Below are 24,311 nucleotides of genomic sequence, written 5' to 3'. Positions count from 1 at the left end.
TATATATTAAATGCTCACATTTAATGCATTTTATTTAAATGCACCAATGATAAGCATAATTAGAATAAATCTGTTTTAAAATAATTTATGTTTTTTAATTAAATGCAAAATATAAAATAAAGATCTATAAATTTAATATAAAAATGCTTCATTTAAGGTTTAAAACAAAAATATTTTATTTAAACAGCATCTATTTATTATTTTTTTCAAAAGTTGGAATAGTTATTGCTATTTATATATTGAACAGACTGAGCTCATTCGAGTGAAGCCATTTTTAAGGCGTGTGTCAGCGAACACAGAGAACAGCAAGAGCAGAACATAATGAAAGAAAAAAACGCATTGAAAACAGGGTTTAAAAAATTAGTGGGCGCATTGCTAGCAAGCGGTGTAGTGGGCATGGCAGCAATGGGGAATGCTCAGGCTGAAGATAAAGCCGCGTTTGTTTATATTGGTCCAACCAGTGACCATGGCTGGACCTATTCTCATGACCAGGGGCGTATTAAAACTGAAAAAGCACTCGCTGGAAAATATAAAACCTCCTATATCGAAAATGTACCGGAAACGGCAGATGCTGAACGTGTGATCCGTAACTTGGCGCAGCAAGGCAACAAAGTGATTTTTGCAACCTCGTTCGGTTATATGAATGCGATGGAAAAGGTATCTAAGCAATTTCCAAATACGGTGTTTATGCATGCAACGGGTTATAAGCAGGGGAAAAATTTAGGGGTATATGACGTACGTACCTATGAAGGTGCTTATATGCTCGGTGTGGTCGCCGGTCAAAAAACCAAAAACAATGTATTAGGGGTGGTTGGCTCTTTCCCGATCCCTGAAGTGGTACGCAACATCAATGCCTATACCTTGGGTGCACAAAGTGTAAATCCTAAAATTAAAACCAAAGTGATTTGGGTGAGTTCATGGTTTAACCCGGGCAAAGAACGTGATGCAGCATTGGCATTGATTGCTCAAGGTGCCGATGTACTGATGCAAAATACGGATTCTCCAGCTGTGGTACAAGCAGCAGAACAAAAAGGCGTCTTTGCCTTTGGTTGGGATTCCGACATGAGCAAATTTGGACCTAAAGCCCATCTTGCAGCCTCGGTTTTACATTGGGAAAAAATTTATACCCCTGTAATGACGCAAGTCAGTAATAAAACCTGGAAACCCAATTCAATGTGGTATGGCGTAAAACAAAAAGCCGTCGATATTGAAAGCTTCGGCCCATCAGTACCGGCAGAAGCAAAAACCAAAGCACTCGGTGTGCGTGATGCGATTTTAAAAGGCACATTACATCCATTTGCTGGTCCAATTTATAAACAGGATGGTGCATTGGTCTTGGCTAAAGGCAAATCATTAGATGATGCGGCTTTAAGCAAAATGAACTATTACGTTAAAGGTGTAGAAGGGGCTTTACCGAAGTAACGGGGTCGAGATTCAGCAATTAAATGACCTTGAATTAACGCGATTGATTTTATTTCCCATCCATCTGAATGCATAACGCACTTCAGGTGGATGCCCCATATCGCAGCATTAAATAGAGTGCCTATGATGACTCCTCCACACGATATATCTGCTCATACGCGAGAGATGAACACAGGATCTGCTTCGAGTGTAGCGCGTTTACAGCTGATCAATATCTGTAAAAGTTACAATTCATTGAAAGCGAATGACCAGATACATTTAACCGTTCAACCCGGAAAAATTCACGCCATCTTGGGTGAAAATGGTGCCGGAAAAAGTACCCTGATGAAAATCATTTATGGCGCGACTAAAGCCAATCAGGGACAAATGCTCTGGAACGGTAAAGAAGTCAGAATTGATAGTCCATCAATGGCGAGAAAACTTGGTATTGGCATGGTCTATCAGCATTTTTCTTTGTTTGAAACCCTCACTGTGGTGGAAAATATTTCACTGGGTTTAGATAAAAAAATTGATTTAGCCGTGCTCAGTCAAAAAATTATTGAAGTCTCTGAACAATACGGTTTACCGGTCGATCCACGACGTGAGGTGTATTCCTTGTCTGTGGGTGAGCGTCAGCGTGTAGAGATTATTCGTTGTCTATTACAAAACCCCGCTTTAATTATTCTAGATGAACCAACGTCGGTATTGACACCACAAGCGGTACGTCAACTGTTTAAAACCTTGCGTTTATTGGCATCCCAAGGTGTTTCGATTTTATATATCAGCCACAAACTGCATGAAATTAAAGAACTCTGTGATGAAGCGACCATTTTGCGTAATGGTCGTGTCACCGGAAATATCGATCCCAAAGACAATAGCACCAGTGATTTAGCGCGCTTGATGATTGGCCGTGATTTACCGAGCTATGTCCGCCAAGAATATCATGGGACAGAGCAGTTGTTATTCCAAGTTGAAAATCTGGATTACCAGTCCGATGACCCATTTGGCGTATCGCTGAAAAATATCAATTTAAGCATTCAGGCCGGCGAAATTGTCGGTATTGCCGGTATTTCGGGTAATGGTCAAGCAGAACTGCTGTCTTTGCTGTCCGGTGAACAGCGGCTGAAAACAGGCAAAATCCGTTTAGCACAGCAGGATATTTCAAGCCTAAGCGCCGGGCAGCGCCGCGACCTAGGACTGGGCTTTGTCCCTGAAGAACGTTTGGGCCGTGGTGCAGTACCGAATATGACCCTGTCACAAAATGCCTTACTGACGGCTTTTCGCCAAGGATTCACCCGTTGGGGATTGATTAAATTTGCCCAATGCAAAACCTTTGCCGAGCAATGTATCGAAAAATTTGGCGTCAAAGCCAGTGGCAGTGATGCGGAAGCACGTTCTTTATCTGGCGGGAATTTACAAAAATTTATTGTCGGTCGTGAAATTCTGCAAAATCCAAAAATCCTGATTGTGGCGCAGCCGACATGGGGCGTGGATGTTGGCGCCTCGATGTTTATCCGACAAACCCTGATTGATTTATCACGTCAGGGCGTTGCCATTTTGGTGATTTCAGAAGAACTGGAAGAACTGTTTGAAATGAGTGACCGGCTGTGCGTGTTAGCCAATGGCGAGTTATCTGAACCGGTCAACACCGATGAGACCAATGCAGAAAATATCGGGATGTTGATGTCGGGAATCCATCGCCCGCTGACAGCAGAACAAAGCGTAGAGGAGCAAATTCATGCTTAACACGCTTTTAGTCTCTATTTATGTCTACAGGAGGATGCAATGCATTTATTAGAACCGCGTGAACATCCATCTAAAATGATGAAGTGGCTTTCTCCTGTGATTGCACTTGTGGCCATGCTGATTGTCGGCAGCATTTTATTTTTAATGTTGGGCGTCGATCCTGCCAAAGCCATGTACATCTTTTTTATTGAACCACTGGCATCTGGGTATGGATGGAGCGAATTGGCGGTCAAAGCCGGTCCATTGATCTTAATTGCCTTGGGTCTGGCGGTGGGCTTTCGGGCCAAATTATTTAATATTGGTGCCGAAGGTCAGCTCACCATGGGCGCAATTTTTGGCGGTGGTATTGCCATTTTATTCCACGATCAAATGGGCGGGTGGATTTTACCCTCGATGGTATTGATGGGGGCGCTAGGCGGGGCATTATGGGGCGCGATTCCAGCCTTGCTGAAAACCCATTTTAATGCCGAAGAAACCCTGACCACTTTAATGATGAACTATGTCGCGCTGTTTGTGCTGCTGTACTTGGTCAATGGACCGTGGCGTGATCCCGATGGTATGAATTTTCCACAATCAGTGATGTTTAATGACAGTGCCACGCTGCCGTTGATTATGGAAGGAACCCGCATTAACGCGTCACTTTTTATCACGCTTTTTGCCGTAGTGCTGTTTTGGGTGTTTATGTGTAAAAGTCTGACGGCTTATAAATTGGAAGTCAGTGGTCAGGCACCTTTGGCGGCAAAATATGCCGGTTTTTCATCCTCAAAAGCCATTTGGATGAGTTTGGTGATTTCCGGCACCATGGCAGGCATTGCCGGTATTTGTGAAGTCGCTGGCCCGATTGGTCAACTGAATCCGAATCTATCGCCGGGTTATGGCTATGCAGCCATCATTGTGGCGTATTTGGGTCGTCTGAATCCGATTGGCATTGTGCTGTCGGGCTGCTTTATGGCGCTGATTTATTTGGGCGGGGAAATGGCGCAAATGCAACTGCAACTACCGGTGGCCATTACCGGCATTTTCCAAGGCTTATTGTTGTTTTTCCTGTTGGCTTCTGACGCGCTGATTGAAAACCGTTATCGTTTTGCCAAAAAAACTGTGCCGCCTGAGCCAGTCGCAGTGACCAGTCCTTAACCCAATGTTGTCTACAGTAAAAGGAAGCATGATATGGCTTTAGAATTAACCGCAATACTTGCAGGTACTGTTGCTGCAGCAACGCCGCTGATTTTTGCCGGTTTGGGGGAATTGGTCACGCAGCGTAGCGGTGTAATTAATTTGGGCGTCGAAGGCATGATGCTGGTGGGTGCCATTGCCGGTTTTGCCTTCGCTGCACAGTATGACGCCAGCGTGTTTAGCGCGCTGCTGATCGGTGGTTTAGCAGGTATGTTAATGGCACTAATATTCGCCTTTTTCACCCTGTCGTTAAGCACCAACCAATCGGCTTGCGGTCTGGCTTTAACTATTTTTGGTTTGGGGATTTCCGCATTTTTGGGGCAAAACTATGTCAGCACTGCGTTACCGGGTCTAGCCAATTTTAATATTCCACTGCTGGCTGATATTCCGGTACTTGGCCCGATTTTATTCCAACAAAACTATGTGGTGTATCTGTCGATTTTTGCATTTTTTGCCGTATGGTTTGTCTTGGCTAAAACCCGCTTGGGTTTACTGCTTAAAGCAGTCGGTGAATCACCGGAAAGTGCGCATGCCATGGGTTATCACGTGTTGGCGATTCGTTATGGCGCAGTTCTTTTTGGCGGCATGATGGCGGGTATTGGTGGGGCATTTTTATCGACGGTCTATACCCCGATGTGGATTGAAAATATGGTTGCCGGACGGGGCTGGATTGCCATTGCCTTGGTGGTGTTTGCGGTGTGGAAACCAACCCGTTTAATGCTTGGTGCGTACCTGTTTGGCGGCGTGACCATTTTGCAATTTCACGCGCAAGCCTTGGGCATCAATGTGCCGAATGAGTTGCTTGCCGCATTGCCGTATTTAGCCACGATTGTGGTGTTGGTGATGATTTCACGAGATAAAAAATTACTGAAAATGAATTTACCTGCCTCTTTGGGAAAAACCTTTGTGCCCTAAGTACATGAATTAATAAATCAATAAAACGAAATAAATTTGAGTGGAAATGATGAAAATTTTAACAGCTGCCTATGTCCTGACCATGAATGCGCAGAATGAATGCATTAAAAATGGCGCTGTCCTGATTGATGGCGACAAAATTAAAGCCGTGGGTTTATTGGCACAGTTAACCCAGCACTATCCCGAGGTGCTCATTGAGCATTATCCACAGACCCTACTGATGCCGGGCTTGATCAATACCCATTGTCATTCTGGCTTATTGCGCGGTACGGCAGAAGGCTTACCGGTTTGGGATTGGTTACAACAGTTTATTGACCCAATGCACCGCGTACTTAGTCCTGAAGATGCCAAGATTGCCTCTTATTTGTGCTATGCAGAGGCACTTTTATCGGGCACAACCACCATTGTCGATATGTGGCGTTATATGGATGGCAGTGCCGAGGCGGCAAAAGACTTGGGGATTCGTGCAGTTCTTGTGCCCTATGTTGCGGAGCATCCAGATCACCATTATTTTGAAACCTTAAAAAGTAATGAAGCCTTAATCAATCGTTGGCATAAGCACGCCAATGGGCGAATTCAAGTCTGGGTTGGTTTGGAACACCTGTTTTATGCAGAAACTTCGGCACTGACGCGCATTGAAAAGTTGTGTCATGATTATCAAACCGGCTTTCACACCCACAGCAACGAAAGTCAATTTGATGTACAAGAAAACTTACGTCGTTCTGGCATTCGCCCAATTGAAAGTTTACAAAAATTGGGCTTGTTCGATGTACCCAAAACCTTATTGGCGCATTGTGTCTGGGCAGATGCCAGAGAAATTCAAATTTTAAAACAACACGCAGTTGGTGTGGCACATAACCCGATTTCCAATATGAAATTGGCATCTGGTGCCGCGCCTATCGTTGAAATGCTGCGCCAAGGTGTTGCGGTGGGTTTAGGCACTGATGGCGAAAAAGAAAATAATAACTTGGATATGTTTGAAGAAATGAAAACCGCCTCGTTATTGGCTAAATTCTCGAACCTCGATGCTGCTGCACTGGATGCTTGGTCGGTATGTCAAATGGCGACGCTTACAGGGGCAAGGGCTTTGGGCATGCAACATGAAATCGGTTCGCTAGAAGTCGGCAAACAGGCGGACATGATTGCAGTGAAGATTGATACCCCACGTATGACACCATTGATTGATCAAGGTCGTTTATTTAACTTACATACCAATCTGGTCCATGCGGTACAAGGACAAGATGTGTTGATGACTATGGTCGCAGGACAAGTCGTGGTGGAAAATGGTCGCTTGGTGCATGCCGATTTACAGGCACTGATTGATCAAGTCAATCAAGCTGCACCGCGTTTGTTTGAACGTCGTGATCAGTGGTTTGCCAAGCAAGGTCAAGCCATCAATGAATTACAGCGTGAAAAATCCTAAGTTTTTATTAAGCTGAATTGCTCAATCAAGCTACTGGATGACCTAATATGGAAAATCTATTTTGTATAAATCGGTTTTTTTAAACATTTTTAATTACTTTTATAACTATTTTTATAGAAAATTATAAGACAAATTAGCCCACTAAAAAGTGGGCTAATTTATTGCTCATCCATAATTATTTTGTGTGTTTTACCACGAGTACCGGTACATGGCTTGAGGTCAAAATCTCTTGTGCCATACTGCCGAGAAAAGCTTTTTTAAAACCGGTACGCCCATGAGAACCGACGACGATTAAATCAACATTTAATTCATCAGCAAGTTTGGTGATGGCTTCACTTGGGGATTGACCACTGAGAAGTTTTGTATGGGTTTCAATACCTAGATTGGTAAATTTCAGTCCTAACTCAGCCAAAATGTTTTTAGCATGCGCTTTTGCTTCCATATAATAATCCGTTATTCCAGGTACACTTTTATAAAAACTGACACTGGTTAAAGGATCTATCACGACAACGCTCGCTATGGTTACTTTACTACCTAATGCTTTGGCTAAAAGAATGGTCTGATCAGCTGCAGCAATGGCAATAGGGGAATCATCAACAGCCAGTAATATGTGTTGGTAACCCATGATACGTTCCTCTTGTTTCAGGATTCTTTATCAATTCAAAATCTACCCAAAGATTAACATAGCTAGAGTACAGTGATAAAAAAGGATAAAAATACATCTTTTAGTTCTGTTATCTTGCGAAAGCATTTAGGAGAATACTTTAAATACTGATCAATCCGCCCAGATAGACGTAGATAAGAAATATTTCAAAGATTTTTTTAAATCGTCACAACTATCAAAACTATGGGTTACTTCTTTGAAAGCAGAATGATATTCACGTTTATAGGGTTTACCGGTTAATGTTTCTCCATGCGTATTTTCATAATCATAAATTGCAGTCCTAAGATATATTTCTAATATTTTTTTATGTTCGGGAGAGGCACAGTTTTTTTGAACTATTTCATCAGTAGACTGACAATCGAGTTTGACATGGCGATAAAATTCACTCGAGTTTTGATAAATATTATTTAATGCTTTTGATTCACTTGTTGATAAGCATTGTGCTGCATGAGCAAAATTACAAGTCAAAGCCATATAAACAACGAGCAAATGGAATTTCATTTTTTTTATTCCTTATTATTTTTTTAATGATCTAACCATACAGTCAAAATTTACACAACTACAACATTAGAAAATCAGACGAATCGAAATTTTGTTCAAACCGATATAGAGGGAAAGTAATCATAAATATTATCAATAGCCCCCTAAAAACCAAGAATATAAAAAGTATTAAGCCTTATAAACTCTATAAATTGACTAATTCTGGTGCATTCATTTTAACAACTATCTTAAATGCACTGTTTTTGAAGCAAAATAGTATCACTAAAACTAAAAAACGTATTACTAAATTGGCACAGCCTTTGCTTTATGTATGACATGAAAAAAGTGATCTAGGGTTCCGGTACATTTTCTAAATTTAGAAAATGCTATGTCTGAGACCGAGAGTTCACGGTTCGCAAGAACTACACGGAGGGATAAAAGCCCGGGAGGTCATGCCAACAACCGAAGAGGTAACCGCAATGGGCTTAAGCAACTATCATAATAATCAAATACTCTGGACTGAAGTTTTGCCGGGAGGGCATCATTGGTCTGGACGTATTCAAAAAGGTGCTGTGCTGCAATTTAAGGCACTTGGTGCAAATGCCAATGTATCGCTGTTCTGCGTCAATGCTGATGACAAGCTTGAACGCTTTAACATGCCAGACAGCCTAAAAGGTCAACACACTGCATTTTTAAGCACGGGCAATGTGCTGTATTCAGATTTGGGACGTGTCATGGCCTCTATTGTTACTGATAATCATGGTTGGAATGACACACTTTGCGGTGCAAGTCGTACCGAACAAATTGAAAAACAATTTGGGACACGTACATTTCAAGATGCCCGCAATGAGATGTACCAAAGTGGTATGGATGGTTTATTGGTGGAAATGGCGAAATTTTCCTTAGGTCAAACCGATCTCAGTGCCACAGTGAATCTTTTCTCTAAAGTTGCCCCAGATGATACAGGCAAGTTGTCTTATGTAAGTGCAGATAACAGTGATCAGATCGTAGAACTGCGTTTTGAAATGGACTGTCTGGTGTTCCTGTCAGCCGCACCACACGGTTTAGATCCAACTGAGAGCTACAGTCCTGCAGATATTCAATTGTCTTTATTCAAAGCCAATTCTTTAAGTGAAAGCGATATTTGTCGTGATGCTTGTCCACAAAATCAGCGTGCATTTGCAAACAATGCCCGTTACTACGCCCTAAGCAGCATCTAAAATCAGGAGAAGCATCATGACGGTACTACAAAATTTTGAAAAAACAGTATTAAGTGAAGTCTGTCCTGCTGGTGAAGCATGGATGTGCGAAGTCAAAAAGGGCCAGTATTTCCGCATTATCGACCTTGAAGGTAACCAGGCGGTAGATACCTTATTCATATCTGCAGAAAATCCAGAAGAGCGCTACAGTGCAACCGATACTTTGGTCATTAACAAATATATTTATCTAGAAAAAGGCACAACCTTATACAGCAATGTTGGTCGTCCGATGGCCATCATTCATGATGATAACTGCGGTCGCCATGACACTTTAGGCGGTGCATGTTCATGTGAAAGCAATACCGTACGTTATGCGCATGACAAGTACCCGATGCACAGTTGCCGTAATAACTTTATGTATGCACTCGCAAAGCATCCCATCGCGCAAAAACATGGCTTAAACGTGCGTCATATTGGACCGAACATCAATTTCTTTATGAATGTACCGGTGACGGCAGAAGGTGCGCTTAAATTTGAAGATGGTATTTCTGCACCGGGAAAATACGTCGAAATTCAAGCGGAAATGGATTTGATCGTGCTGATCTCAAACTGTCCACAACTAAATAACCCATGTAATGCCTACAACCCGACGCAAATCCAATTGGTGGTTCGTGAAGGCGAGGAAGCCTAAAATGAAAAATAATAATATGCCTAAATTGACTAAAGTTTTAATTGCCAACCGCGGTGCCATCGCTTGCCGTGTCATTCTGAGTTTAAAAAAACTGGGCATTCAATCCGTTGCCGTTTATTCCGAAGCCGATCGTGATTCATTGCATGTCACTTTAGCGGATGAAGCCGTTTACATTGGTGAGGCACCTGCCAGCGAAAGCTATTTAGATGTCGATAAAATTTTAGAAGTGGCGAAACAGACCGGTGCACAGGCGATTCATCCCGGTTATGGCTTTTTGTCTGAAAATGCTGAATTTTGCGACTTGTGTGAAGCTGCAGGTATTGCCTTTATTGGCCCAACTTCACAACAAATGCGTGAATTTGGTTTAAAACATACCGCGCGTGAACTGGCGATTCAAAGCAATGTACCATTACTTCCGGGAAGTCACTTACTTACAGACGAGGCAGAAGCATTAACGGAAGCTGCGCGTATTGGCTACCCGCTGATGCTGAAAAGTACCGCAGGCGGTGGTGGGATCGGTATGCGTTTGGTCTGGAATGAAGCCGAACTGAAAGATGCTTATGTCACTGTATCGTATTTGGCTCAAGCCAACTTTAAAGATTCTGGATTGTATTTAGAAAAATTTGTCCAAAACGCACGCCATATCGAAGTGCAAATTTTTGGTGATGGTCAAGGGCAAGTCTTGGCACTGGGTGAGCGTGATTGTTCGGTGCAACGCCGCAACCAAAAGGTGATTGAGGAAACCCCGGCACCGCACCTGAATGATACGCAACGTGATTATCTGCAATCCGTGGCTATTCAATTGATGCAATCAGTGAATTACCGTTCTGCAGGGACAGTTGAATTCGTGATGGACACCGACACGCAGGAATTCTATTTCCTGGAAGTAAACACCCGTCTGCAAGTCGAACACGGCGTGACTGAACAAGTCTTTGGCGTGGACTTGGTGGAATGGATGGTGACACTTGCCGCAGGTACGTGGACTGCACCAACAGAAAAATTGGAATCGAAAGGTCATTCAATTCAGGTACGTCTGTATGCTGAAGACCCGATTAAAAACTTCCAGCCAAGTGCGGGATTACTGACCTTTGTTGAGTTTGATGCCAACGCACGTAATGAAACATGGGTGGAAACAGGCTCCAATGTGTCATCTTTCTATGACCCGATGATTGCCAAAATCATTGTGACAAGCGAGACCCGTGAATCCGCGATTCAAGCCATGACAGACACTTTGGCGAAAACTCAAGTTGCGGGCATTGAAACCAATCTTGAATATTTACAAAATATTGTTGCCGGTGAAGTATTTAAAGCAGGCACGCAAACAACACGTTTTTTAAATACCTTTGAATGGAAAACCCAAAAGATTGAAGTTTTGCAAGCCGGCATTCAAACCGCTGTGCAAGATGTCACCGGACGACTCGGTTATTGGAATGTCGGTGTACCGCCATCGGGTGCGATTGATCCGTTATCGTTAAATGTGGCGAATCAACTTTTAGGCAATGAATCCAATACCGCAGGTCTGGAATGTACGCTACAAGGCCCAAGTCTGAAATTCCACTGTGATAGCCAAATTGTCATTACCGGTGGTGATATGCCATCGACTTTGGATGGTGTGACTGTACCTATGTGGCAAACCGTCAATGTCCGTAAAGGTCAGGTCTTAAAATGTGGCAAAGTCACCACCGGTTGCCGTAGTTATATCGGCATTAAAAGCGGTCTGAATGTACCTGAATACTTAGGCTCTAAAGCGACTTTCACTTTAGGTCAATTTGGTGGGCATGCAGGGCGTAACTTACTGATTGGCGATATGTTGCCGATCACAGCATATAGTTCAATTGAAACAGTCGCTTTAGCGGAAGATCAAGTTCCGGCCTTCTCCCATGATTGGGAAATTGCGGTGATGTACGGCCCGCATGGTGCACCTGATTTCTTCACCAAACGTGACATTGATACTTTTTTTGCCAACACCTTTGAGATTCACTTTAACTCAAGCCGTACCGGTATCCGTTTAATTGGGCCAAAACCTGAATGGGCACGTGAAGACGGCGGTGAAGCAGGTTTGCATCCATCCAATATTCATGACAATGCCTATGCCATTGGCGCGATCGACTTCACGGGCGATATGCCGATTATTCTCGGGCCAGATGGTCCAAGTTTGGGTGGGTTTGTGTGTCCTGCGGTGGTGATCAATTCTGAACTTTGGAAACTGGGTCAATTAAAAGCCGGTGACAAAGTCAAATTTGTTCCAGTCAGCTATCACCAAGCCAAAATTTTGAATAAAAAATATCATGCGATGTTAGAGGCAACTGATACTGCACAAGTCGCATTTGATGAATCGTTCTATCCTGAAATCAGCACATTAAAAAATGCCGTATTGGATACCTTAAAAGGCAAAGACGGTGCGCCTGAGGTGGTGTATCGTCCTGCCGGCAACAACTATATGTTGGTGGAATATGGCGATTTGGTGCTGGATCTGAATTTACGTTTCCGTATTCATGCCTTGATGCAATGGGTAAAAGATCAAAACATTAGCGGCATTATTGATCTAACTCCGGGCATTCGTTCGCTACAAATCCATTTTGACTCATTAAAACTCGATCAACTGGATTTATTGCGCCTGTTGCAGGTCGCAGAAGTAGAATTGCCTGATGTGACTGAGATGGAAGTACCATCACGTACCGTGTATTTACCGCTGGCTTGGGAAGATTCACAAACCCAATTGGCGACTGAGCGTTATGTACAAACGGTACGAAGTGATGCGCCGTGGTGTCCGGACAATATCGAATTTATCCGCCGTATTAATGGCTTGAAAGATAAACAAGCGGTGAAAAATGTGGTCTATAACGCCAATTATTTGGTGATGGGCTTGGGCGATGTGTATTTAGGTGCACCTGTGGCCACGCCACTTGATCCGTGTCAGCGTTTAGTGACCACCAAATATAACCCTGCGCGTACATGGACACCTGAAAATGCCGTCGGTATTGGCGGTGCCTATATGTGTGTTTATGGCATGGAAGGTCCGGGGGGCTATCAATTTGTCGGTCGTACTACGCAAATGTGGTCACGCTACCGTAAAAATCCGGACTTTGAACAAGGCATGCCGTGGCTGTTACGTTTCTTTGACCAAATCAAGTTTTATGAAGTCTCTGAAGCTGAACTGATGCAGATGCGTGAGGACTTTAAAGCCGGTCGTTTAAAGCTTCGCATTGAAGATGGTGTATTGAACCTGAAAGAATACAATCAATTCTTAAAAGACAATAGCGATACCATTCACAGCTTTAAAGAAACCCAACAAGCCAATTTTGAAGCGGAGCGCCGTCGATGGCATGAAGCAGGTTTGGCGGAATATATGACTGAAAGCCTTGATGCTGTGGACGATGGTGAAGGCGTTGTAATTCCTGACGGTGGTTGTGCCGTTGAGTCGCACATGCCGGGTTCCATCTGGAAAATTGAATGTGCTTCTGGCGATATTGTGGAAGAAGGTGCAACTTTGGCAGTCATTGAAGCAATGAAAATTGAGATTCCAATTATTGCGCCTGAACGTATGCGTGTAGATGCCATTACCATTGAGAAAGGACAAACGGTGAAAACGGGGCAGGTGTTGTTTACCTTGGCGCCAGTGGCTTAAAGAATCCTCCCTAACCCTCCTTTTTCAAAGGAGGGAATTTCCCCTCTTTATTAAAGAGGGGTTAGGGGGAGATTAAAATTTATGAATTACATCTTTCAATATGTTTGAAAATCCTTTCACATAATTCTTTAGCTTTTGGTGTAAGCTCCCAATCAGGGTTATCGTCGAAATCTTTGATGATTTCACGGCAAAAATCCAATTTGTATTTAATAGTACCTACGCCTTTACCATCAGCAAATGCAGTTTTATCAGATGAAGTTCTAGAATTCCGAATTTGATCGTCTAATAGTTTTCCTATTCCATATTCTTTATGATCAAAATAATCTAACTCGCTTATGTCATCTAATTTTTCTATACTAAATCCTTGTTTCGTTTTAGTTTTCATATTTATAAATCTTTTTTGAGCTACTCTAAAAATAGAATTTTTTGGTAAAGTATTTTCTGTTTCCTTACATTCTAGAATCAGATAATTGTCTTTTTTTAACTCAATTTTTAAAACCTGAACACGATCAGCTTTACTTTGAATATCACCATCAGCAATTAATAACATCTCACTTGCGACAGCTTTAGCACTCAAACCTTTATCGTTAAGATGATCTGCATAATCATCGCTAAAACACCAATGCACTAAATTGCTTCCAGCATATTCCACAAATGTGTAGTGATAATTGGGCATAAATCGACGGTATTTTTTATAAAGCTCCTCATTTGATTTTTTTAATTCGTCCAAATATTTTTCCATATATTTAGTGATATAAAGTCGATCTGTAATACCTTCTACCCAAATTGTGCAATTGGCTAAATATACAGAAGAAGGGCGAACTCCTAATGAAGCGAGTAAGTCACGATCACGGTCACAACGGTAAATTTTAAACTCAAATTCTTTTGAATCATTTTGTTTAGGCTGTTTTACAAATTTTTGAATCATGACTTGATCTGATTCGTCTGCCATATCGAGTAAATGATTTGAGTGTGTTGTAAAGAAATAATAGTGATCGGTTTCATTCAAATAGAAATTCATAAGCTGACGAACCATACCAGCATGCATATGAAGTTCTGGTTCTTCTATAAAAAATGCATGGGTTTCTGTATTTCCGTTTTTGTCTTTACTTTTGATATATGCTTCATAAGTCAAAATAATTGCTTGCTGTAAACCATCACCTAATTCAAATATAGGACGTTGAGCATCCTTTCCAATTTTGATATTAACAACATCTTGATTGTGTTTAGGAATGAGTGAAACTGGTTCATTATCAAAGAAATACTGACTTAACTTTTCTTCATAACTTTTAATGAGGTCACGTTGCTCAGGTTCACCTAAGAGATGAATTTTAAGCTCGTAATATAGACATTCACCTGTGATAATATTTTTAGAATTAAATTTATTGGGATCAGAAAAATAATCTTTTTGGGCTCGTTCGATATAGGGTTGTTTATTTTCCTGTTCAGATACAGGGCGCATACCGCGTAAAATAGGTATATAAAATCGACTTAGAAATACTGCTGAAATTTTAGAAATTTGCTCATCGTTTATTTCGAAAAGACTATAGTCCTTTAATAATTCTTCTATATTACTATCTCGCTCTAAATTTCCTTTAATAGAAGAGTTTAAAAATACTAACTGATTTACCTTACTTTCTTCTAAATCTCGAATTAAATCTTTGTAGTTATTATTTATATTTGAAAGGCTAGAGCTGTATCCTAATTCCCTTTCTAACTCAGGCAAACGATGCTTCAGAATTTTTAAATTTTTTACTAATTCTGGAAAATTATAGAATCCACTTGGATAATTACTAATAAATAAGTTTCTTAAAAACCTACTTTTACCAGCATTATTCTTACCGATAAAGAAATTTAGTCTTTTAATTTTTATCACTTCATCGTCATTTTTTTCAGTATCATTATCTGAAGTATAGCCTTCCAAATTTTCAGCCCAATAATATAATTTTTCTGTCATCAAATTCTGCATTGTTAATGGTTTATATATTGATGATTTTATAAGAAAAAATTTATTTTTTAAACCTTATGAATCATTGTATCTATCTATAATTTTGCAGTTTAATAAAAACAGCCTCATGAAAGTCTTTCTTATCTTGGAAATTTTAAGCGTTTACATCAATCACATTTGTTTGAGTTGCTTCAACTTTGTTGTCACAGCCACGCTTTGATGCACGAGTGAACCTGAATGGTGCAATACAGTACAATTTTTAGGCATATTTAAGGGGGCTAAATATCTCTCGTTCTTTCCGACCCCGCTTCGGTGGGGCTTTTTATATGCCATTGCGACTTAATTCACTTAATTTTATATTTTGGCACGCTTTCTGCTTTTATTTATATACCACATAAACAGAGGAGAGCAATTCACTTGATCACTCAACTACAATCATCGGTTAACCCGTCATGTATAAAAAAAATTACAGCACATGAGCAATAAAATGAAATAAGCCGGTGAATCAATCAACTCAGCTTAATTCCAAGCAAGCCCCATCTCAGCGCAGTGGGGCTTTTTTTTTTGCCATTTTATCCGAGTTTGTCATCCAAATAATAAAAGCCAAAATTGGCACGCTTTCTGCATTTCTTTAAGTAATACAAAACAAAGTTTTGGTAATACCAAAAGGAGATGCACATGAACACTGCTAAACAGAAAAAAGCACTGCATCCATGGAAACAATTCTTAATCGAACTTTTAACTGCACGTGCCGGTTTATACGTGAAACAGGATCACCCGCGAGGATAACACTGTGCCAAAACAAAAACTGGCACGCATCAGTATTACTGTGCCTGAACAAACGTTGAATGCCCTCGATCAAAAAATTGTAGAGCAGCACTACGAAAGTCGTTCGCAAGCCATTGTCGACATGATCAATAAACATTTAATTGCCGATCATATTGAAAATAACGCGGTGATGGTCGGCACGTTGACCTTGCTTTATGACGTGAGCCTAAAACCTTTACGTACACAACTGATTGACCTGCAACAACAGTTTTTATCTCAAGTCATTAGTTCGCTGCATATTCAGCTCGATGACGAAAAAATTTTACAAGTGATGCTGATGCAGGGCGTCAGTGATGAACTACAGCACATCAGCCAACAATTTATTGCTTTAAAAGGGGTCATCAAAGGGCATTTGGAGATGATGGATGCCGTGATGCCGCCCATTCCACAAAATGATGAAAAATAAGGAAGACCGACTATGTCAAAGTTATGGACCATTCAAGATTGGAAAACCGCGTATTTAACGCAAAAGATTCAGCTTGGCGATTTAATTCAGTACGTCAAAACCTTCAATAACGATGATTATGCCTGGATTGAAATTGCCTCAGCCGCGCATATTCAGGCACAAATTGATGCCTTAAAAGATCAATCTGCACAAGATTTCCCCCTCTACGGTATTCCTTTTGCAGTCAAAGACAATATTGATGTTGCAGGTTTTTATACGACTGCGGCATGTAAAGAAGCGGCTTATTTGGCAACAGCAGATGCCAGTGTGGTCGCTCGCTTAAAAGCCGCCGGGGCAATTGTGGTGGGTAAAACCAATCTCGATCAATTTGCCACAGGTTTAGTCGGCGTACGCTCACCTTTTGGTGCAGTAAAAAATAGCTTTAATCCGGAATATATCAGTGGTGGATCAAGCTCAGGTTCATCCGTTGCAGTGGCCAATGGTCAAGTGCCATTTTCACTCGGTACAGACACTGCAGGTTCCGGTCGTGTGCCGGCAGGACACAACAATATTGTCGGTTTAAAACCCACCAAAGGCTGGTTCTCAACGACAGGTTTAATTCCTGCTTGCCGCACCATTGATGTGATTTCGATTTTTGCCTTAACAGTCGATGATGCATGGCAAGTTGCACAAGTCATGCAAGGCTATGACAAAACCGATGAATATTCACGTCCGCATCCAGCCAATGTGCCAACGCAATTTTCTAAAGGCAAAATTGCCATTCCGGCACAACTGGAATTTTATGGCGATATCGAAAGCCAAAAAGCTTTTGAACTGGCTGTAAAGCGCGCCCAATCATTGGGTTATATGGTTGAAGCGATTGATTTTAGTGTTTTTAACCAGCTGGCATCCGTACTATATAACAAAGCCTGGGTGGCAGAGCGTACCAGTGCCGTAGAAAAAATGGTGCAACGTGAACAGGCACATCCTATTATCGCCCAAATCATTGCTCAGGCAGACCAATTTACTGCTGTAGATACAATGAATGCTGAATATGAACGTGCGCAATTGGCGCGCCAAATTAATTTAGTATTACAGTCTTATGATGCCCTAATGGTTCCCACTGCACCCACGATTTATACCATTCGCGATGTAGAAGCGGATCCTGTCGTGAAGAACAGTCACATGGGAGCGTATACCAATTTCGTGAATTTTGCAGATCTTTCTGCATTAGCCTTGCCGAATAGCATTCGTGCTGATGGATTACCCAGCGGTGTCACTTTTATTGCGCAGGCATGGATGGATCAGGCCTTGGCGCATTTTGGTCAAAGCTGGCAACAAGCGGCGGATCTGCCACTGGGCACATCAGATCTGCACTATGAAAAAATGCAAAATATAGCCTCTCAACATTCAGTCAAACTGGCAGTTGTCGGTGCCCATCTCACGGGGATGCCGCTGAATTTCCAGCTCAGCAGCCGCGGTGGAACTTTATTACAGAAAACCAAGACGGCATCGAACTACAAACTGTATGCACTAAAAAACACCACACCGCCAAAACCCGGCTTGCAATGCACTCAAAAGGGCGGTCAAGCCATTGAAGTTGAAGTGTGGGATATTCCGTTTGCCTTATTTGGACAAATTGTGGCGGAAGTTCCTGCGCCACTCGGTATTGGGAATGTGCAACTGATGGATGGGAGTTGGGTGAAAGGCTTTATTTGCGAAGCTTATGCCTTGGCAGATGCAACGGATATCAGCCATTTCGGCGGATGGCGTGACTATATTCAATTAACCAAAACGACTAACACAAAATTTAAATGCAATTGTATAGGGGAAGTTGCGCAATGATTAAGAAGGCATTTTTATCGTCAGCTGTTATATCGGCTATTTTACTCAGTGGTTGTGACAACACGGCAAAGATTCCAGAACCTAAAGCCAAAGCTGAAGGCAGTGTGAATAGCAAAGCGATTACGATTGGTTATAGCGACTGGCCGGGTTTTGTGGCTTGGCAAGTGGCGATTGAAAAGGGCTGGTTGAAGGAGGCAGGTGTCAATGCAGACTTCAAATGGTTTGATTACTCAGCATCACTGTCTGCTTTTGCAGCGAATCAATTGGATGCAGTCATGGTCACCAACGGCGATAACCTGGTCACAGGTTCTGGCGGTACCAAAGGCGTGATGATCATGGCAACCGATTATTCTTCGGGAAATGATGTCATCATTGCGAAAAACGGCATTAACTCCATCAAGGATTTAAAAGGCAAAACCATTGCCACTGAAAAAGGCTTAGTTGATCACTTGCTATTATCGACCGCTTTAGATGATGCAAAAATTAGCTTAAAGGATGTGAAACTGGTCAATACCATGACCAATGAATTGCCTCAGGTCTTTGCCACAGGAGATATTGATGCCATTGCGGTTTGGCAACCTGTGGCCAATCAGGCTTTGAGCTCAGTGGCGGGTGCCAAAGTGATTTTCACATCTCAAGATAAACCGGGTTTAATTTACGATACCTTAACGGTTAATCCTTCGCATTTAGAAGCCAATAAAGAGCAATGGAAAAAGATTATCCAAGTGTGGGATAAAACCGTTAAGTATATTAATGACCCTGCAACACGTGCGGATGCAGCTGCCATTATGTCTAAACGGGTCGGTGTAGATGCAAAAGTTTATGAACAGTTTATTAATGGCACGCACTTGCTCGATCTAGAGGCCAACAAGAAAGTATTCAGCAAGGGAACAGGGTTTGATTCAATTTATGGGTCGAGTTATCACGTCAATAAATTCAACGTCAGCAATGGTATTTACACCATGGAAATGAATGTCGACAGCGTGATTGTGCCCACTTTGGTGGAAGAACTGAAATAAGCATTGCATGAAGTTCAGTATCCCCAACCCTGATTTGGGATGCTTTAATCTTCAATGTAGCGATATAAAAAATCCCCGAAATGGGGGTTTTTTATTATTCGCATGCAAAGCTTAGAGTTCTGTACTTTTGGAAAAGACATTAATAATGATAATACCCACTATCATAAAGCCCAAACCAATTAAAGCCGGAATATCAAGCTGTTGTTTATAGACCAATAAACCCACGGTTGAGATTAAAATAATGCCGGCACCTGACCAAATGGCATAAGCAATGCCCATCGGAATGGTTTTCATGGTCAATGACAGGAAAAACAAGGCGATGGCATAGCCAATAATCGTGGCGATAGCAGGCCATAAAATGCTAAATCCATTCGATGCTTTTAATGCAGAAGTCGCTATGACTTCCGCAATAATCGCAATAGATAAATAAATAAAAGACATAGGCCGCCTACAGGGTCAATTTAGCGTGATGCAAGAGGTGACTTTCTTCAGTCTTTAACCAATGTTCACTGCTTGGTGTAGTACACGTCTGCTGTTGAAACAGGTAAGTAGACTGATAGATATCGATGTCAAAAATCAAATCAATTTGACGCCCGTTTAACGACGTACGTTGCTTTAAAGTTGAATCATTGATGATGTCAAAACCGTCAAAATTAAATGGTTGATCGATCTGTTCAGATGAGGTGGAATAACATTTCGTGTGACCATCAGCGCCAATCGACACTTCAAAGCTTTCAATATGTTCAATATTATGGGTTTCCAGACCATCTGCAGTTAGATCCAAATGACTCACGATATTTTGTATTTCCGGCAAACGCGTTAGCGTATAAGCCACGTGCTGATCACAGATAATCAAGCCGCCATCCATATTCAGTTGCTCGCCACGTTCAACATCAACTGCCGTTTTTAGTCTGAGGCCTAAATACAGACCTGAATGGACTTGCTGACGCCAGTCTTCCACATATACATTGCTTGGTGAAAACTCCAAAATACAGTTGCCGATGGCATGTAGTTTTGCAGGCTCAGGCCATTGCACATGGTTTTGATAATTTGCAGTGTCAGAAACCTGCCATGAAAGCAGTGCTTGCTCGGTATCCCAAAGCGTATGACCAATCCAGCCCTGACGTTCATGGGCAGGGGTTTCGGTGCGATGTTTTAAGCGTAAGTCGATGGTGAAACTGCGCGATTGAAACCAATACACAATGGTATTTTCATCTGTCAGGCCATTAAAAAAACTAATACTTTTACGTCTGAATGCACCATATAAGTATGATGGAATCGGACCATCAGTCGTTTGGCTTTCGGGAATTTTTTTGAGGATTTCGAACAGGTTCATGCTGTTTCCTCCGGTATTTCACCTAAACCGAATGAAGACAGTGGCACCGCATTTTTTAATACCAGTTCACCCGATGCAATCCGTTGCTTTAAATATTGAAAGGTTTGCGCCGTTTGATTAAACAAATGCTCACCGCCAATCAAGGCGGAATATCGAGGTGCATCTGTTTCCACAATAGGTTCAATCACGGTGTCGTAATTGCAGGCACAAAACAGCGGGAATGAATAACGCTCTTCGCAGACTTTTTTAACCCGATGTTTGGTGGCCAGATATTTACCATTGGACAAAATTTCCATCATGTCGCCAATATTCATCACCAAGGTATTTTCAATGAGCGGAATATCGATCCATTCGCCTTGTTTATTTAATACTTGTAAACCTGGCGCCGTCGGCAAAAGTAAGGTAAAGCACTCATAATCGGTATGTGCACCAATACCTTCAGCATCTTTAACCTCCGGATTGTAGGGATAATGAATTAAGCGCAGCTGGCTTGGCGCATCAGTGATCTTGGCATCAAAGAAATCTTCATTTACCCCCAGTGCTAAAGCAAAACCGCGGAAAATCTGCTGGCTAATACCACGTAAATGTTGGTAATACTGACTCACGGCGCACTTAAATTGGGCATCATCTGGCCAAAGTGTAGGCCCGATTAATGGACAGTCGCTTTTTGCCCCTTGATAATCATAATTGACATCAAAGGCTTCCTTTAAATCATAACTATGTCCAGAAAACTGTTCTTCTCCAATCGGTACATAGCCACTATGATTTTTCGATAAGCCAATATAACGCTGCATTTTAAGCGCAAGATCTTGCTCAAAATACGCTTTGGTGACCTGAATTAAATCTTGAACATATTCAAAATTAAACTGTTCACCGGTTAAATATAAAAAACCGACGTCTTTACAGGCTTTGTCTAAAGCCGCTGCGACTTCAAGTCGATCTGACAATGCAGAACTTTGCAGTTTTGAGATATCAACAAGGGGGAGTACATAGTGCGTTTGCATCGCAATCACCTCAATTGTTGGTCGTCCAACACAGCGTGAAAACCTCTGGGTCGTCCCACAGGCCTTTTAGATTTATTTTGTCGTGCTGACTTTGGTCATGCGTGGAATAACCGGTAAATCTTCCAGTGCAGGATCAAGTTGGTCTTCTTGTGCATGCACCAGAAAATCGACCCGTTCACGTAAGCGTTTAAATTCTGGGGTGAGTAACAGTTCCGGTGAACGCGGACGCGGTAAATCCACTTCGATAATTTCTTTAATTTCACCTGGATTAGCTTTTAAAGCCACAATCCGATCGGCCAGTAAAATTGCTTCATCCATATCGTGGGTGACAAAAACAATGGTGATGTCGATGTTTTGCCATAAGTCCATCAAGTGTCGCTGCATCTTCTGCCGCGTATGTGGGTCAAGTGCACCAAAAGGTTCATCCATCAGCAATATTTTTGGTTCATTGACCAATGCACGGGCAATCGCAACCCGTTGTTTCATCCCGCCAGAAAGTTCATTCGGATAATGATTTTCATATTTTTCTAAACCAATAATATTGATCCATTCACGCGCATGAGCTTCTGCTGTTGCATGACTTTGACCTTTCATCTTCGGGCCAAACATCACATTTTCTTTGACCGTTTTCCATGGAAAGAGAGTGTAGCCCTGAAAGACCATGCCACGCTCTGGACTCGGGCCATGAATCGGCTGACCATCAACTAAAAGCTCACCGCTGGTGTAATCATCAAGTCCGGCCACTACTCGGCTAAAGGTCGATTTGCCACAACCCGATGGTCCAATCACACAAATAAATTCGCGCTTATGAATTTTTAAATCCAGTTGATTTAAAACGGTGCGCCGTGCTTTGCCTGCTCCAAAAACCTGGCTGAGTTTTTTTGCTTCTAAAATGACAGGGCGGGCATAAATGCGCTGAAAATACTGCTGTGCATTAAATTTTTCTGGTTTTAATTCTATAGTCATTATTTTGCTCCTGCTTTCCACTTAAACATTCGTTGTCCGAGTTTCATTAAAATCACATCGCATAACAGTCCAATCACGCCAATAATCAAAATCGCTGCATAGACATTGTCGAAGTTTTGATAACGCGCTTGTTGGGTAATAAACCAGGTAATCCCTGAAGTTGTTCCAATCAGCTCAGAAACAATCAGGTAGGTCCATGCCCAACCTAGAAGTACGCGTAAATCACGATAAATATCGGGCATCGCTGCCGGAATCACCACGTGAAATAAGCTTTTGAGTTTATTGGTGCCAAGGGTATAACCCGCTTCAATCAGGCCGCGATCGACCATCCGTGTGGTATTGGCAATAATTAAAATTTGTTGAAATAAAGTTCCAATGACAATGATGGCAATTTTTGGTGCATCGTTGATCCCTAAAATGGCAACCGCCAAAGCACCGAAGGCTGGTGCAGGTAAATAACGGAAAAACTCAACAAAGGGTTCGGTCAGCTGCGAGATACTGGCTGAAAAACCACATAAAATGCCTAAAGGAATACCCACCAGTGAGGCAATGAAAAAAGCAGTAAAGACAATTTTAATACTGTGCCATAAGCTTTGGTGAAACCATGGTGCATCTGGTTGAACAGGCGCAGTGACAAAGGCAGTCACCAAAGCTTTTGCGACTTCATGCGGTGCAGGTAAGTAAATCGGGTTGACCAATTTGCCTTGTGGTGGGGCTAAGCCAGCATTCACTGCATTTTGCGCTTCACTATAGAAAGTGTTTTTATCGATACGACTATCGACTTGTAAATATGTCACGCTGCCTGAATTGGTAATCTGTACTTGTGGATGCCAAATAAAAGGTAAATAGCTGACCGCACACCAAATCAAAATCGGTATCAGGAAAGAAGACAAGCCGAGTAATAGCTTGTTCCTTTGACTGAGTTCTTTTGCAACATAACTCATCTATATTTGCCCCAATATTACTATTTTTATAAAACGTAATATTGTTAAGCAAAATGAATGCCAGAATAATGATTAAATAGAGGAGCTATTTTAATTTACTGTTTAATTAAGTATGGAAGATTCGCTATCATCAAATTTAATGTCTTATTTATCATCAAAATAAATAATAAATATAAAAAAACTTGAATATTCATTTAATTCATGTATTATTAACTCAACTAGAAAAAAAGTCTTGTTTCGGTAAATCTTCTTTAAGTATCGCAGTTTTAGTCATAATCCTTCGTTTTTTCAGATTTTAAGTTTCATTCTTTATTATTTTCCAAGTTATGAATAGTCAACAAATTGGCTAAAAATTATTAAAAATCAGTAGGATTTATTATGTCTAACTCAAATGTTGTTAAAGGTACTGTTAAGTGGTTCAACGAAACTAAAGGTTTTGGTTTCATTCAACAAGAAAACGGTCCAGATGTTTTTGCTCATTTCAGCGAAATCGCTAGTTCAGGTTTTAAAACCTTAATGGAAGGTCAGCAAGTAGAATTCAGCGTTGCACAAGGTCAAAAAGGCCCAAATGCAGTAAATATCGTTGCTATCTAAAAGATATTAAAATACAAAAATCAGATAAATTAAATGTGATGTAAATTACAAATTATTTTCTTGTTTTGTATGCCAAAAAAGCCGAGATTCTCGGCTTTTTTTATGTCTATATATAATGTAAT

Annotated in this window: 20 protein-coding genes and 1 riboswitch; of the genes, 12 read left to right on the top strand and 8 right to left on the bottom strand. The window is 41.5% G+C overall.

From position 1 onward, the window contains the following. Nucleotides 1-321 precede the first annotated feature (321 nt). The 5 genes from B9T23_RS04595 to B9T23_RS04575 all read left to right on the top strand — a co-directional run bounded on the left by B9T23_RS04595 (nucleotide 322) and on the right by B9T23_RS04575 (nucleotide 6,658). Complete coding sequence (locus tag B9T23_RS04595; protein WP_086193185.1) at nucleotides 322-1,422, top strand: BMP family ABC transporter substrate-binding protein; 1,101 nt, start codon at nucleotides 322-324, stop codon at nucleotides 1,420-1,422. A gap of 123 nt (nucleotides 1,423-1,545) precedes the next feature. Next, complete coding sequence (locus B9T23_RS04590; RefSeq protein ID WP_086193184.1) at nucleotides 1,546-3,147, top strand: ABC transporter ATP-binding protein; 1,602 nt, start codon at nucleotides 1,546-1,548, stop codon at nucleotides 3,145-3,147. Nucleotides 3,148-3,186: 39 nt separating this feature from the next. Further along, nucleotides 3,187-4,281 carry an ABC transporter permease gene (locus B9T23_RS04585; RefSeq protein ID WP_086193183.1) on the top strand — a complete coding sequence of 365 codons (1,095 nt, stop codon included), beginning with the start codon at nucleotides 3,187-3,189 and terminating at the stop codon, nucleotides 4,279-4,281. 33 nt (nucleotides 4,282-4,314) lie between these two features. Further along, nucleotides 4,315-5,235 (top strand): ABC transporter permease, encoded by a 921-nt coding sequence (locus tag B9T23_RS04580; protein ID WP_086193182.1) that lies wholly within the window; start codon nucleotides 4,315-4,317, stop codon nucleotides 5,233-5,235. A 49-nt stretch (nucleotides 5,236-5,284) separates the two neighbouring features. Continuing rightward, complete coding sequence (locus B9T23_RS04575; RefSeq protein WP_086193181.1) at nucleotides 5,285-6,658, top strand: amidohydrolase family protein; 1,374 nt, start codon at nucleotides 5,285-5,287, stop codon at nucleotides 6,656-6,658. Between the two features lie 175 nt (nucleotides 6,659-6,833). Here the strand turns inward: B9T23_RS04575 and B9T23_RS04570 are convergent, their stop codons facing one another. Beyond that, the gene (locus tag B9T23_RS04570) at nucleotides 6,834-7,283 is read right to left on the bottom strand and encodes a universal stress protein (protein ID WP_067723511.1); all 450 of its coding nucleotides are present in this window, start codon (nucleotides 7,281-7,283) and stop codon (nucleotides 6,834-6,836) included. A gap of 150 nt (nucleotides 7,284-7,433) precedes the next feature. Next, nucleotides 7,434-7,823, bottom strand: coding sequence for a hypothetical protein (locus tag B9T23_RS04565; RefSeq protein ID WP_067723509.1), 390 nt, complete (start codon nucleotides 7,821-7,823; stop codon nucleotides 7,434-7,436). 318 nt (nucleotides 7,824-8,141) lie between these two features. Continuing rightward, nucleotides 8,142-8,253, top strand: a riboswitch (guanidine-I (ykkC/yxkD leader). A 28-nt stretch (nucleotides 8,254-8,281) separates the two neighbouring features. On the opposite strand from B9T23_RS04565, the gene B9T23_RS04560 reads away from it, so the two are divergent. The 3 genes from B9T23_RS04560 to uca are packed head-to-tail and all read left to right on the top strand — an operon-like array spanning nucleotide 8,282 to nucleotide 13,320. Next, the gene (locus tag B9T23_RS04560) at nucleotides 8,282-9,022 is read left to right on the top strand and encodes an urea amidolyase associated protein UAAP1 (RefSeq protein WP_086193180.1); all 741 of its coding nucleotides are present in this window, start codon (nucleotides 8,282-8,284) and stop codon (nucleotides 9,020-9,022) included. 16 nt (nucleotides 9,023-9,038) lie between these two features. Continuing rightward, nucleotides 9,039-9,692 (top strand): urea amidolyase associated protein UAAP2, encoded by a 654-nt coding sequence (locus B9T23_RS04555; RefSeq protein ID WP_086193179.1) that lies wholly within the window; start codon nucleotides 9,039-9,041, stop codon nucleotides 9,690-9,692. A gap of 16 nt (nucleotides 9,693-9,708) precedes the next feature. Continuing rightward, nucleotides 9,709-13,320, top strand: coding sequence for an urea carboxylase (uca, locus tag B9T23_RS04550; protein ID WP_086193361.1), 3,612 nt, complete (start codon nucleotides 9,709-9,711; stop codon nucleotides 13,318-13,320). A gap of 79 nt (nucleotides 13,321-13,399) precedes the next feature. Here uca and B9T23_RS04545 read toward each other — a convergent pair whose 3' ends face one another. Further along, nucleotides 13,400-15,277, bottom strand: a complete 1,878-nt coding sequence (locus B9T23_RS04545; RefSeq protein ID WP_086193178.1) for an AAA family ATPase — start codon at nucleotides 15,275-15,277, stop codon at nucleotides 13,400-13,402. A 784-nt stretch (nucleotides 15,278-16,061) separates the two neighbouring features. On the opposite strand from B9T23_RS04545, the gene B9T23_RS04540 reads away from it, so the two are divergent. Genes B9T23_RS04540 through B9T23_RS04530 form a run of 3 tightly spaced genes read left to right on the top strand, consistent with a single transcriptional unit; the run spans nucleotide 16,062 to nucleotide 19,345 of the window. Then, the gene (locus tag B9T23_RS04540) at nucleotides 16,062-16,502 is read left to right on the top strand and encodes a CopG family ribbon-helix-helix protein (protein ID WP_086193177.1); all 441 of its coding nucleotides are present in this window, start codon (nucleotides 16,062-16,064) and stop codon (nucleotides 16,500-16,502) included. Between the two features lie 12 nt (nucleotides 16,503-16,514). Beyond that, nucleotides 16,515-18,326 carry an allophanate hydrolase gene (gene atzF, locus B9T23_RS04535; RefSeq protein WP_086193176.1) on the top strand — a complete coding sequence of 604 codons (1,812 nt, stop codon included), beginning with the start codon at nucleotides 16,515-16,517 and terminating at the stop codon, nucleotides 18,324-18,326. Further along, nucleotides 18,323-19,345, top strand: coding sequence for an ABC transporter substrate-binding protein (locus B9T23_RS04530; protein ID WP_086193175.1), 1,023 nt, complete (start codon nucleotides 18,323-18,325; stop codon nucleotides 19,343-19,345). Before atzF ends, B9T23_RS04530 begins: the two co-directional genes overlap by 4 nt. Nucleotides 19,346-19,456: 111 nt before the next feature. Here the strand turns inward: B9T23_RS04530 and B9T23_RS04525 are convergent, their stop codons facing one another. From B9T23_RS04525 to B9T23_RS04505, 5 genes are all read right to left on the bottom strand, one after another. Beyond that, nucleotides 19,457-19,786: an SMR family transporter gene (locus B9T23_RS04525; RefSeq protein ID WP_067723492.1), complete on the bottom strand. Its 330-nt coding sequence runs from the start codon at nucleotides 19,784-19,786 to the stop codon at nucleotides 19,457-19,459. Between the two features lie 7 nt (nucleotides 19,787-19,793). Further along, complete coding sequence (locus B9T23_RS04520) at nucleotides 19,794-20,681, bottom strand: hypothetical protein (protein WP_086193174.1); 888 nt, start codon at nucleotides 20,679-20,681, stop codon at nucleotides 19,794-19,796. Then, nucleotides 20,678-21,685 (bottom strand): isopenicillin N synthase family dioxygenase, encoded by a 1,008-nt coding sequence (locus B9T23_RS04515; RefSeq protein WP_086193173.1) that lies wholly within the window; start codon nucleotides 21,683-21,685, stop codon nucleotides 20,678-20,680. The genes B9T23_RS04520 and B9T23_RS04515 overlap by 4 nt, the downstream gene beginning before the upstream one ends. A gap of 72 nt (nucleotides 21,686-21,757) precedes the next feature. After that, the gene (locus tag B9T23_RS04510; protein WP_086193172.1) at nucleotides 21,758-22,651 is read right to left on the bottom strand and encodes an ABC transporter ATP-binding protein; all 894 of its coding nucleotides are present in this window, start codon (nucleotides 22,649-22,651) and stop codon (nucleotides 21,758-21,760) included. Continuing rightward, nucleotides 22,651-23,595 carry an ABC transporter permease gene (locus B9T23_RS04505; RefSeq protein ID WP_086193171.1) on the bottom strand — a complete coding sequence of 315 codons (945 nt, stop codon included), beginning with the start codon at nucleotides 23,593-23,595 and terminating at the stop codon, nucleotides 22,651-22,653. The genes B9T23_RS04510 and B9T23_RS04505 overlap by 1 nt, the downstream gene beginning before the upstream one ends. A 378-nt stretch (nucleotides 23,596-23,973) precedes the next feature. Here B9T23_RS04505 and B9T23_RS04500 point away from each other — a divergent pair, with 378 nt between their 5' ends. Then, complete coding sequence (locus tag B9T23_RS04500) at nucleotides 23,974-24,189, top strand: cold-shock protein (RefSeq protein WP_067723482.1); 216 nt, start codon at nucleotides 23,974-23,976, stop codon at nucleotides 24,187-24,189. Nucleotides 24,190-24,311 lie beyond the last annotated feature (122 nt).

The sequence above is a fragment of the Acinetobacter terrae genome, from assembly GCF_002135195.1.
Lineage (GTDB): Bacteria > Pseudomonadota > Gammaproteobacteria > Pseudomonadales > Moraxellaceae > Acinetobacter > Acinetobacter terrae.
The sequence above is the reverse complement of the archived record's forward strand: the minus strand, read 5'-3'. Positions and strand labels throughout refer to the sequence as shown.

What these genes read in the sequence shown, in the direction of transcription:
- B9T23_RS04590 (WP_086193184.1), top strand. Translation starts at nt 1,546, where the DNA reads ATGATGACTCCTCCACACGATATATCTGCTCATACGCGAGAGATGAAC.
- B9T23_RS04520 (WP_086193174.1), bottom strand. Translation starts at nt 20,681, where the DNA reads ATGAACCTGTTCGAAATCCTCAAAAAAATTCCCGAAAGCCAAACGACT.
- B9T23_RS04580 (WP_086193182.1), top strand. Translation starts at nt 4,315, where the DNA reads ATGGCTTTAGAATTAACCGCAATACTTGCAGGTACTGTTGCTGCAGCA.
- B9T23_RS04570 (WP_067723511.1), bottom strand. Translation starts at nt 7,283, where the DNA reads ATGGGTTACCAACACATATTACTGGCTGTTGATGATTCCCCTATTGCC.
- B9T23_RS04585 (WP_086193183.1), top strand. Translation starts at nt 3,187, where the DNA reads ATGCATTTATTAGAACCGCGTGAACATCCATCTAAAATGATGAAGTGG.
- B9T23_RS04560 (WP_086193180.1), top strand. Translation starts at nt 8,282, where the DNA reads ATGGGCTTAAGCAACTATCATAATAATCAAATACTCTGGACTGAAGTT.
- uca (WP_086193361.1), top strand. Translation starts at nt 9,709, where the DNA reads ATGCCTAAATTGACTAAAGTTTTAATTGCCAACCGCGGTGCCATCGCT.
- B9T23_RS04565 (WP_067723509.1), bottom strand. Translation starts at nt 7,823, where the DNA reads ATGAAATTCCATTTGCTCGTTGTTTATATGGCTTTGACTTGTAATTTT.
- B9T23_RS04575 (WP_086193181.1), top strand. Translation starts at nt 5,285, where the DNA reads ATGAAAATTTTAACAGCTGCCTATGTCCTGACCATGAATGCGCAGAAT.
- B9T23_RS04545 (WP_086193178.1), bottom strand. Translation starts at nt 15,277, where the DNA reads ATGACAGAAAAATTATATTATTGGGCTGAAAATTTGGAAGGCTATACT.
- B9T23_RS04530 (WP_086193175.1), top strand. Translation starts at nt 18,323, where the DNA reads ATGATTAAGAAGGCATTTTTATCGTCAGCTGTTATATCGGCTATTTTA.
- B9T23_RS04515 (WP_086193173.1), bottom strand. Translation starts at nt 21,685, where the DNA reads ATGCAAACGCACTATGTACTCCCCCTTGTTGATATCTCAAAACTGCAA.
- B9T23_RS04510 (WP_086193172.1), bottom strand. Translation starts at nt 22,651, where the DNA reads ATGACTATAGAATTAAAACCAGAAAAATTTAATGCACAGCAGTATTTT.
- B9T23_RS04555 (WP_086193179.1), top strand. Translation starts at nt 9,039, where the DNA reads ATGACGGTACTACAAAATTTTGAAAAAACAGTATTAAGTGAAGTCTGT.
- atzF (WP_086193176.1), top strand. Translation starts at nt 16,515, where the DNA reads ATGTCAAAGTTATGGACCATTCAAGATTGGAAAACCGCGTATTTAACG.
- B9T23_RS04525 (WP_067723492.1), bottom strand. Translation starts at nt 19,786, where the DNA reads ATGTCTTTTATTTATTTATCTATTGCGATTATTGCGGAAGTCATAGCG.
- B9T23_RS04500 (WP_067723482.1), top strand. Translation starts at nt 23,974, where the DNA reads ATGTCTAACTCAAATGTTGTTAAAGGTACTGTTAAGTGGTTCAACGAA.
- B9T23_RS04505 (WP_086193171.1), bottom strand. Translation starts at nt 23,595, where the DNA reads ATGAGTTATGTTGCAAAAGAACTCAGTCAAAGGAACAAGCTATTACTC.
- B9T23_RS04595 (WP_086193185.1), top strand. Translation starts at nt 322, where the DNA reads ATGAAAGAAAAAAACGCATTGAAAACAGGGTTTAAAAAATTAGTGGGC.